The organism is Methanospirillum hungatei, from assembly GCF_020216685.1.
GTDB classification, from domain to species: Archaea; Halobacteriota; Methanomicrobia; order Methanomicrobiales; family Methanospirillaceae; genus Methanospirillum; species Methanospirillum hungatei_B.
On record NZ_JAIWNS010000078.1, the window covers coordinates 1 to 10,000 of the forward strand.

Below are 10,000 nucleotides of genomic sequence, written 5' to 3' on the forward strand. Positions count from 1 at the left end.
CTTGAAAAACTCATCAAAGACGATCCGGACAATCCGGCATTATGGAACCTGAAAGGAGTAGCCCTAGGGATGATAGGGGATCATGAAGCCTCTCTTGCCTGTTATGAGAAAGTCCTCACCACCGACCCGGGTCCTGCGATCTATTGGAACAATAAAGGTCTGGCTCTGCAGAATCTGGGACGGTATGCTGAAGCTCTGGAGATGTATAAACAGGCACTGGAGCGTGACCCGGAGTCCCTTGAAGCACGATATAACCTTGCAAATACCCTTCAGTCACTCGGACGGTTCGAAGAGGCGTTGGAATACTACGAAAAAGTCCTCTATGACCGGCCTGATCATATCCTGACCATGCTGAATATGGGAAATGCCCTTGCAGCACTGCACCGGTTTGAGAAGGCTATCGCCATGTACCAGGAGATACTTGAGATAAACCCGGAGTATCCTGATGCTGCATATAATATCGGACATACGTATGAAGAGCAGGGGGATTTTGATACTGCTGTGGTATGGTATACCCGGACACTGGAGATCGATCCTGACTATCACCATGCCAGGGAACAACTCGATCTCCTGAAAAAAAGATGATCAGGCAGAACCAAAATTGGACAGGACATGGACATAGACATCCATGCACTGGTTCAGCATCCGGATAGGAACATTCTCATTGATGGCATGGAGCAGAGAGAGGTCGCCAGGCCCGTAATTAATGACTTCAGCCCCAATCTCCCTGAGATGCCGTGCATCACTTGCCGCCTGGGTGACACCAGGCATCGCTTTTTCTCCATGAACCGACTCTATCCCGGCACATACCAGGTCATAAAGCCTGCCTGGACGACTGAGTGTCGGAGCAACCCGTTCCAGCACATCAACACTACTGTGTGGAATGTATGACTCTATCATTTCGATGAGCCGGGGGATATCACAGCCCCATGGGATTCGCATATCAAGATCAAGTTCGCATCTCTGGGCGATGACATTGATACGCTCTCCGCCGGATATATGGCCCGGATTGTATGACACCCGGCTGAGAATTTCTGCTGCATCTTCTTGTGATATCGAAAGAAGGGACGAGAGCGAGTTCGTGGTATTGTGAATCACTTCGGATACCAGAGGATCCTGTGGCCAGGTCATCGCGTGAATCACGTTGCAATACTCCAGAAATGAGCATGCCTGCATTATGGCAGAGTTTCCGACCACCGGATGCAGTGACGAATGACCGGCATCTCCGGTAAAGGTGACATGAAGTCTGACAATCCCTTTCTCTCCGATGACTGGTGATAACTCAGGCGTGGGCTCTGCTATCAGACAGGTCTGTGGGCGGAGATATCCCTTTTGAACCAGATACTCCATACCAAAATCCCCGTTTCCCTCCTCATCACAGACAAAGGCGAGATCAACCGGTGGTTCAATACCATTATTGAGCACTTTTTCAAGAGCACATAACAGGGCGGCACAGCCTCCTTTCATGTCAGTTGAGCCCCGTCCGTGAACAACCTCATCATCTATCCTGCCGGAGAAGGGAGGATACGTCCAGTCATCAGGAAGAGCGGGGACGACATCCAGATGCCCGCACAAGAGCAACGTATTCTGAATGTTTTTAGACAGAAGATTATGTTTTCGCCCTTGCTCTAGAACCTGCGTCTCTATCCCGATTTGTGAGCAGAACTCCTGCAGACAGGAGATGACCTCGTCGGTATACCCGGGGGGATTTTCGGAACGGATTTTTACCAGCTCAGAGCAGAGACGGGCTACATCCATCATCATTCCCTCTCAGCACGAGTCCATATACCGGGCATACAGGTGTGCCATTGAGGACCCGTTATAGATGGAAGCCAGGTACGCCTTATCAAAGACCTCATCAATCATCATCATCAGAACTGCAGGTGGTGTGGGTTTTTTGTCATTTGGATCAAGGACAATCCTGAAGGAACGATAAGATGCCATATCAGAGGGATCATAAATCTTCTGAATAAAGAGCGGGAATTTCTCGTACTCGTCCGGATGGTTTTGCCGCAGCCAGTTCATAAATCCGTCAAACCGTGCCAGATTTCCCTCCAGAGTCTTGTCTTTCCGGCATTTCAGATATTCACGGGAGAGCATGTTTCGTGGTGAGTCTGCATTGTACGCAAACAGTGAGATGGTGTAATCAAGATGTGCCATGGCATCAAAATACCAGAAACTCAGGTCAGGGTGAAAATCAGACATGTTTTCCAGTATCAGGGATTTTTCATACAAGGTTTTTAAGACCTTTTCATATTCGTTATTCTCAAGCATGATCACAAGATTGGTGTTCAAACCATAACCATTTCCGCATGGTTACTTATTGTATGGCTCTCTCTTCTTTGCCGCTGCCAGAAAGAGTTGCTGCAGTTCTTCCCCGCGTTTGCCCCTGATATCAACCAGATTATCATCCCTGAGCAGGCAGGGTTTGAGTTTTCCGTCAGATGTCACCCGCATGCGTGTACAGTGATTACAGAAGTCTGAATTGTGCCAGGGACGGACAAATTCGATCTCAGCACCTTCATAGCAGTATTTTTTCCGATGATGCATCCTCCGGGTGATGACCTTGCGCGAATGAAGAGCAATCTTCTCTTCCAGTTCTGACAGGTCGGCATGCAACGGGCACCCCCCAAGGTCCATAAGCTCAATGATCTGCAGGATGAGGTGCCGATCCCCGGATACGAGATGGATGAAATCATCGATCTCACCCTCGTTTACGCCTTTGAGCAGTACCATGTTGATCTTAATCGGGGTGAGCCCGGCATCACGAGCGGCTTGAATGCCCTCAAGAACGTCAGATAACAGGCCGGTTCCGGTAATACTCTTATAGGTTTCCGGATTTAAGGAATCGAGACTGATATTTACCCTGGCAAGTCCTGCATCCCTGAGTTCATGGGCAAGGGGCCCTAGAAGAGTTCCATTGGTCGTCATCGAGGACTCAATCCCTGGTGGAACAGAACGGATAATCTCCACAATGTCTTCACGAAGGAGAGGCTCCCCTCCGGTAAATTTGACGGTCCTGATGCCGATGTTACCCGCAACGTCCAGAATTGCCCTGATATCCTCAAGAGACAGCGGTTTTTCAGGTTTTGTCTCCCCTTCCCGGTGACAATATACACACCGCAGATTGCATCCTGAGTTTACCGATATACGCAGATTAGAGATGGGCCGGCCAAAGGAGTCATGCAGATCCATCTGAACCTGACTCCTCCAAACCCTGCTGATTGCCGATAAAATTCTTCGCAATGATATACATTTCAGTACTTCCTTTGCGGGTGGTATGCGCCTTATACGTCCGTACCGAGTAAAATTCCTGTTTTACCCGGTTATACAGCCAGCTGAAGTCCTCTCCCTGGAATGACTTCATAATCATGTTCCCGCCCTGCTTGAGGAGCTGCCGTGCGACACCGAGCGCCATCTCATTCAGCTCGATGGCTCTTGCCTGATCAAATGACCGCTGGCCGGAGAGCTTTGGTGATGCATCACACACAATCCCATTCACTTCAGGTATAAGTTCCCGAATCTGTGCGATTACTTTCGGATCAGAGAAATCACCGGTGATGGTTCTGACCCCTTCGATGGGCAGTATGGGATTGAGATCAACACCGACAATGATCCCATCTGTCATTTCACGCAAAACCTGCAGCCAGCTCCCGGGAGCTGCACCAAGGTCAAGGATATTATCATCCGGACGAATAACCGGGTTTTTCTGAATGATCTCCTTCAGCTTCATCGCCGCACGCGAACGATACCCTGATTGTTTTGCTTTCAGATACGCTTTATCTTTGCCCCATTGTGAACCCATAAAAATTATCGACCTGGACTTTCCTCAATAATATGCGAACCCGGCACATATATCTGTGTCAAATCACAACCTGAATGCATAGGGAGCGCAGATGCTGAAAGCAACGATCAGTGCAGATATATTCAAGGATACCGTTGATGCCCTCTCTGCCCTGGTAACAGAATGCAGGCTTCATTTTTCTGAGACAGAAGTCTGGGCCCGGGCGGTTGATACAGCCAATGTGGCGATGATCATCCTTACTTTAAAAAAGGAGGCATTCAGCCAGTACGAGGCAACAACCGGTGAGATCGGTTTAGATATCGCAAAGCTGAAAAATACCTACTCCATGATGGGAAAGGCAAGTGATATACGCCTGGAACATCCGGAAGGAGCAAATAAGATAGAAGTCACCTTTGAAGGATACCATTATTCCATTACGCTCCTTGATTCGAATACCATCAAAAAGGACCCGAATGCACCAGGTATCCAGCTTCCAGGTCAGGTGACCATATCCGGATCTGAACTCTACAATGTTATAAAATCAGCATCCATCGTGTCAGACAAGATCTGGTTTGCCATCGAACCGGAGAATAAGGAGTTTGTCCTGTATGCCGAGGGCGATTCTGATAATATCAGGAGAGCATTTTCAGCCGGAGAGGTCATCGCCTCCAACTGGGAGTCAGCAAAATCGCTCTTCTCCATTGATTACCTGAAGGATATGGGAAAAGTGATGAGCCATGCCGAGAAGGTAACCATAGATCTGGGCGTTGATCATCCGGTTAAGTTCTCATTTGAGATTGCGGGTGGAAACGGACAGGTAGAGTACCTGCTGGCACCCCGGATTGAGGCTGACTAAATGCATGGTCACCCTTGATCGTAAAGATCTGGCAAAATATCCTTTTTTGAAAGAGTCCCAGTCATACATCGGGACCATCAGTAATTCACTGGATACCTTCCTTGAATCTGCAGGCGGGAGGCTTGCAATCAGGGAGGCTATCACCACACTTGAGCATGCGCTTTCCTTCTCAGGCAAAGAGATCCCTCCTCTCCCCGACATCCCAAAAGATCCGGAAGCGGTCACCATCATCATCGCGGCATACCCGGTCAGCAGGATCATGGTCTCCTGCGCCCAGGACAGGGTTCTCATCGACCGGCTGGTACGATACCAGGCATGGACCGTCTTTGCCTTTCTCCAGGATGAAGACCCGGAGGTGAAACGGTTCATCAGAAGATCCATCGGCCTTTCCGAGACCGGGAATGAGATCTCTCTCGTAGACTACATCCCGGTTGCGTCACGGATGCCTGAAGAGAAGTGGAGGCTTATCAACCGGGTGGTAGTCAAAGGGAATGTACAGGTGGCTCCTGACGAGTATGATGAGATTGTACGGGAACGGCTCAGATACATTATGACCAGGAACCTGCCACTCAAAGTCCCGTCATCTGTATGCGAGCTGCTCAAACCGGCAGTGGAAAGGATTAAAGCGGAATGGCAAAAGAGGGCACTTCAAGAGTTTGGACAGGTTGAGGAGTCGGCGTTTCCCCCCTGTATGCAGGCGATACTGGGAGCCATAGCCGGCCAGGGACATCTGACCCATATGGCACGGTTTGCAATCTCCGCATTCCTTCATAATATCGGCATGGAAAATACCCGGATTATAGAACTCTACGGGTCGGTTCCGAACTTTGACCTTCGAAAGACCCTCTACCAGGTTGAGCATATCACCGGACGGGGAGGGACGAGTACCGAGTACGTCTCCCCTCTCTGCTCGACGATGAAGACGCATGGGATTTGTGTGCACCCGGACAGTCTGTGCAAAAAAGTCACCCACCCGCTCACCTATTACAAGCAGAAGAAACGTGACCTGAGCCGGAAAGGAAAAACATCCGGTGAAAATGCACCCAAACAGGTGGAAAAAAGGAAGAGCGAAAAACAAGAAGGGCAATCAGGCACTGACGCCTCGGATCGCATACCCTCCCGCGCTGATAGTGATCACAAAGAGGAGCAGGGCACCTAGATATCCTATTTCACCAGGAAGGACTGCCGGGAGCAGAAGAATGAGTACAAGAAAAACTATGAGACTTCCAACTCCGACTATGGCATCAAGCATCCATCGTTTCATAACTTCATTACTGTGCGTCATCTCCGCGGTTAAGGGTTTGGGGGGCAGGGCATCCGATACACGAAACCCAGGGATCCTATGAATGAAGCATTGAAAGAAAAAATCAGCCGGGAACTTCAGGAAGCTGCCGACCAGATATCTCATGAGGTCGCTTTGGAACTCATACCAGTAGAGGGTATGGAACTTGTCTATGCCCTTCCCGGAGCCCGGACACCGAATGACGTCGGATCCTGCCTTCTCTTTCCGGAGGGAGAAGGGATATCCCGTCCTTCTATCAGGTTTGAGCACCTATCACTCATGGTTTCAGGAATCCTGACTGCAATCAGGTTCTCTCCGGAGATCCGCTCTGCCTGCAGTATACGGCATTCGGAAAAACTCAAGAGAATTGCTGAGGACATGCTGCTTGAGATCTGTACCTGCACGGCAGGAAGAATCCCCCCCGGAGTCTCCACCATGGACTGGGCGGTTGCATTCTGTAGTGAGCAGGATTCCGGAGTTCCTGATGTCCTGTTCATTGAAACAGACGGAAAAACCCCGGCACAGGCACGATTGTTTGGTGAGAGACCAGGATCGGTTGCAACAAATCTTATTAAGATATCACAGCGCATTATTGATGCAACTCACTGAGAGAGATATATCATGGGAATTAAACCGACTTATATCAAAAAAATCGGGATCGAACTCCTGGAGTTCCACGAAGAAAAGTTTACGAACGATTTTGACGAGAATAAAAAAGCCGTTGCAAGCGCAACCAATGTTCCAAGCAAGCGGGTCAGAAACAGAGTTGCCGGATACATCACAAGAAAGATAAATACTGGGAAATTCAAAAAATAATCCTCATGTTTGAGGGTGTTTTCCCCGCTTTGATTACTCCTTTTCAAAGAAATCACGGAAAGAATCTGGACCTTGATGGCCTTCGTTCCAACATAGCGCACCTCGTTGCCGCAGGGGTTCATGGTGTTGTTCCCTGTGGATCAACCGGTGAATCTGCAACTCTTTCTTTTGCCGAGCACGAACAGGTCGTCGAGGTAACCATGGATGAGGCAGGCGGAAAGGTTCCTGTCCTTGCCGGTACCGGATCCAACAACACTTCTGAAGCGCTCCGGTTTACACGGGCAGCAAAAGATGTCGGAGCGGATGGTGTCCTGGTCATCAGCCCGTATTATAATAAGCCAAACAGGTCTGGCCTTATTAAGCATTATACTGCCATTGCAGACCTCGATATCCCGGTGGTCGTCTATAATGTCCCTGGCAGAACCGGCCAGAATATTACTCCGGATATCATAGCCGAGCTGGCAAAACACCCAAACATCGTAGGAGTCAAGGAGGCATCAGGAGACCTGGGTCAGATATCAACCATCATTGAACTGACCAGAGACGAAGACTTCGCTGTTATCTCCGGCGATGACAACCTGACACTTCCAATCCTCTCCCTGGGCGGGAAAGGAGTCATATCCGTTGCAGCAAATATCTATCCCCGGCCCCTGATTGAGATGTATGAAGCAACACAGAAGGGAGATTACGAGACCGCACGGGAGATCCATTTCAAGTATTCACCCCTCTTCCGGGCGATGTTTTATGAGTCAAATCCGATCCCGGTAAAGAAGGCTGCAGAAATTCTGGGAATGGCTGCAGGACCACTTCGTCTGCCCCTTGACGAGGCATCAGAGCAGACAACAGAAAGACTCAAAGAGGTTTTATCCAGATATGATTAAAGTCGTTATTTGTGGAGCATTTGGCCGCATGGGGACCATCATCGGAGAGATCATATCCAAAGAGCAGGATATGCAGCTCGTCGGCGGGGTTGATATAAAAGAGGGATCGTTCTTTGGAGTTCCAGTTGTACCATCAGACAAGTTGGCAGACTTTCTCTCGTCAGTGCAACCTGATGTGGTCATAGACTTTACGGTCGCACCGGCAGCAGCACAAAATGTTCCGGTTGCAGCCCGTGCCGGATGTGCAATAATTCTTGGAACGACCGGCCTTACCCAGGAACAGCGGAAAGGAATTGACGCCGCAATCAAAGAGGGCAAAGTCCCGGCGGTCATATCAACCAACTACTCAATAGGGATGAACATTCTCTGGACGCTTATCAGGGATGCTGCCAGAAAACTTTCAGACTATGATGTTGAAGTGACCGAGGCCCATCACCGGTACAAGAAAGATGCGCCAAGCGGGACTGCCCGGACCATCCTGCAGATCCTTCAGGAAGAGATCGGCCCACGTGAAGAGATATACGGGCGCGAAGGGATGACAGAACGGGGCTCGGAGATCGGAGTCCATGTTATCCGTGGAGGAGACATTGTTGGTGACCATGCCGTCATGTTTGCAAGCAACTTCGAGACCGTCACCCTCTCTCACCGGGCATATGATCGCTCCGTGTTTGCTGAAGGCGCAGTGAGGGCTACCCGCTGGGTATTTGGAAAAGAGCCGGGAATTTACGGCATGAAAGACGTTTTAAACCTTTCATGACCTTTCGAAACCTATTTTTAAGTATTTCACCAATTTTTTGAGGAGATATCAATGACCGCAATTATTGATAAAGATAAATGTACCGGTTGTGAAACCTGTGTTGATGAGTGTCCGGCTACCGCTATTGCCATGGAAGATGACAAGGCAGTAGTAAACAATGAACTGTGTGTTGACTGTGGCTCCTGTGTGGATGTCTGTCCGGCAGAAGCCATCACCATGGAATAAATCCCACTTTTTTTCTACCTCAAACCCGTTGGATCTTTCAGCAAAACTGACACAATAACTCCTGCCCTGCACAGCATTCTTCGTCCGGACGGAGGAATGCCGTTAGTTGCACGGTGATTATTGTAAAAACCAATGTAGTGCACTATAATTACTGGTTCAGATATATATACGAGGTATGGTTAGTGTTGGAGTCCTCGGCGCTACCGGCGCTGTGGGCCAGCGTTTTGTCCAGCTCCTGGCTGATCACCCGTATTTCGACCTTACGGTTCTGACCGCCTCTGAGCGGAGTGCAGGAAAAAAGTATCGCGATGCAGTAAACTGGCGGCTTGATCTGCCGCTTCCGGAGACGGTCGGAGATATCACAGTCTCTGATACCAGGGCAGACTGCCTGAAAAATGTCGACATTGTATTTTCAGCACTTCCTGCTGATCTTGCAACAAAGGTTGAGGCAGATTGTGCAAAAGCCGGTATTGGTGTCTGCAGTAACGCCAGTTCCCACCGGATGATGCCTGATGTTCCCCTTGTCGTGCCTGAAGTGAATGCTGATCATCTGCGGATGATTGAATTACAGCGCGACGCAGGAACTGACGGATTCATTGTGACAAATCCGAACTGTTCAACCATCATGCTCACCGTCTCCCTGGCGCCTATCCGGAATTTTCATTTCACAGACCTCAGGGTTGCAACCATGCAGGCGATCTCAGGAGCAGGATTTGAAGGCATACCGGGAATGTCCATCTTTGATAACGTCATCCCCTATATCGGAGGGGAAGAAGAGAAGATGGAACGCGAAACCCTCAAGATCATGGGTACATTTGACGGAAGCGAAGTTGTAAATGCCCCGTTCTCTGTCAGTGCCAGTTGTCACCGGGTCCCGGTTATTGACGGACATTCCATGGCAGTATGGCTTGACATCAAGGAACCGGTGGAGGCGGTTGCAAAAGCATTCCAGAACTGGAAATGCCCGCTGAAGGATCTTCCCACCTTACCAGAGAAGTCAGTTGATTTCATGACCCAGCCGGATCGTCCCCAGCCACGTCTTGACCGGATGAAAGGCAGAGGGATGACCGTCTCTGTCGGAAGACTCAGGCCTGGCATCCGGTACATTGCCATGGGGCACAATACCATCAGGGGTGCTGCCGGAGCCTCAGTCCTGAATGCAGAACTGATCTGTGACCGCGGGTACCTGTAATACCTATGGCCAGCATGGAGAACGACAATATCGTATTTGTGGGCAACAAACCGGTCATGAATTATGTTCTGGCGGTTGTCACGCAATTTAACAACGGAGCAGGGGAAGTAATTATAAAAGCACGGGGAAAAGCAATTTCACGAGCCGTGGACACCACTGAAATAGCGCTGAATCGGTTTTTACAGGATGTGGAAAAAAAATCCATCC

The 10,000-nt window shown here is 49.6% G+C and carries 14 protein-coding genes; 10 read left to right on the plus strand and 4 right to left on the minus strand.

Annotated elements, in window-relative coordinates; genetic code table 11:
* Positions 1-585, plus strand: a 585-nt coding sequence (locus LDL35_RS04645) for a tetratricopeptide repeat protein (protein WP_304020003.1), incomplete at its 5' end; no start/stop codon positions are given.
* Here LDL35_RS04645 and LDL35_RS04650 read toward each other — a convergent pair.
* The 4 genes from LDL35_RS04650 to LDL35_RS04665 form a co-directional block, all read right to left on the minus strand.
* The gene (locus LDL35_RS04650) at positions 586-1,764 is read right to left on the minus strand and encodes a M20 family metallopeptidase (RefSeq protein WP_304020005.1); all 1,179 of its coding nucleotides are present in this window, start codon (positions 1,762-1,764) and stop codon (positions 586-588) included.
* A gap of 6 nt (positions 1,765-1,770) precedes the next feature.
* Positions 1,771-2,205 (minus strand): hypothetical protein, encoded by a 435-nt coding sequence (locus LDL35_RS04655; protein WP_304020008.1) that lies wholly within the window; start codon positions 2,203-2,205, stop codon positions 1,771-1,773.
* Between the two features lie 111 nt (positions 2,206-2,316).
* On the minus strand, positions 2,317-3,195 hold the full coding sequence (gene moaA / locus LDL35_RS04660) for a GTP 3',8-cyclase MoaA (RefSeq protein ID WP_304020009.1): 879 nt from the start codon (positions 3,193-3,195) through the stop codon (positions 2,317-2,319).
* Positions 3,182-3,805, minus strand: a complete 624-nt coding sequence (locus tag LDL35_RS04665) for an RlmE family RNA methyltransferase (protein ID WP_304020011.1) — start codon at positions 3,803-3,805, stop codon at positions 3,182-3,184. The genes moaA and LDL35_RS04665 overlap by 14 nt, the downstream gene beginning before the upstream one ends.
* 91 nt (positions 3,806-3,896) lie before the next feature.
* Here LDL35_RS04665 and LDL35_RS04670 point away from each other — a divergent pair, with 91 nt between their 5' ends.
* The 9 genes from LDL35_RS04670 to albA form a co-directional block, all read left to right on the plus strand.
* Positions 3,897-4,640, plus strand: coding sequence for a DNA polymerase sliding clamp (locus LDL35_RS04670; protein WP_304020012.1), 744 nt, complete (start codon positions 3,897-3,899; stop codon positions 4,638-4,640).
* 4 nt (positions 4,641-4,644) lie between these two features.
* A complete protein-coding gene (gene priL / locus LDL35_RS04675; protein WP_304020013.1) occupies positions 4,645-5,799 on the plus strand; it encodes a DNA primase regulatory subunit PriL in 1,155 nt (384 codons plus the stop codon).
* A gap of 183 nt (positions 5,800-5,982) precedes the next feature.
* On the plus strand, positions 5,983-6,531 hold the full coding sequence (locus LDL35_RS04680; RefSeq protein ID WP_304020014.1) for a thiamine-phosphate synthase family protein: 549 nt from the start codon (positions 5,983-5,985) through the stop codon (positions 6,529-6,531).
* Between the two features lie 12 nt (positions 6,532-6,543).
* The gene (locus LDL35_RS04685) at positions 6,544-6,738 is read left to right on the plus strand and encodes a 30S ribosomal protein S17e (RefSeq protein ID WP_011448494.1); all 195 of its coding nucleotides are present in this window, start codon (positions 6,544-6,546) and stop codon (positions 6,736-6,738) included.
* A gap of 5 nt (positions 6,739-6,743) precedes the next feature.
* Positions 6,744-7,619: a 4-hydroxy-tetrahydrodipicolinate synthase gene (gene dapA, locus LDL35_RS04690; RefSeq protein WP_304020016.1), complete on the plus strand. Its 876-nt coding sequence runs from the start codon at positions 6,744-6,746 to the stop codon at positions 7,617-7,619.
* Positions 7,612-8,376, plus strand: coding sequence for a 4-hydroxy-tetrahydrodipicolinate reductase (gene dapB, locus LDL35_RS04695; protein WP_304020017.1), 765 nt, complete (start codon positions 7,612-7,614; stop codon positions 8,374-8,376). Before dapA ends, dapB begins: the two co-directional genes overlap by 8 nt.
* A gap of 51 nt (positions 8,377-8,427) precedes the next feature.
* The gene (locus LDL35_RS04700; protein WP_304020019.1) at positions 8,428-8,601 is read left to right on the plus strand and encodes a 4Fe-4S binding protein; all 174 of its coding nucleotides are present in this window, start codon (positions 8,428-8,430) and stop codon (positions 8,599-8,601) included.
* 175 nt (positions 8,602-8,776) lie between these two features.
* Complete coding sequence (asd, locus tag LDL35_RS04705; protein ID WP_304020021.1) at positions 8,777-9,793, plus strand: aspartate-semialdehyde dehydrogenase; 1,017 nt, start codon at positions 8,777-8,779, stop codon at positions 9,791-9,793.
* 14 nt (positions 9,794-9,807) lie between these two features.
* Positions 9,808-10,000, plus strand: a 193-nt coding sequence (gene albA / locus LDL35_RS04710) for a DNA-binding protein Alba (protein ID WP_304020022.1), incomplete at its 3' end; no start/stop codon positions are given.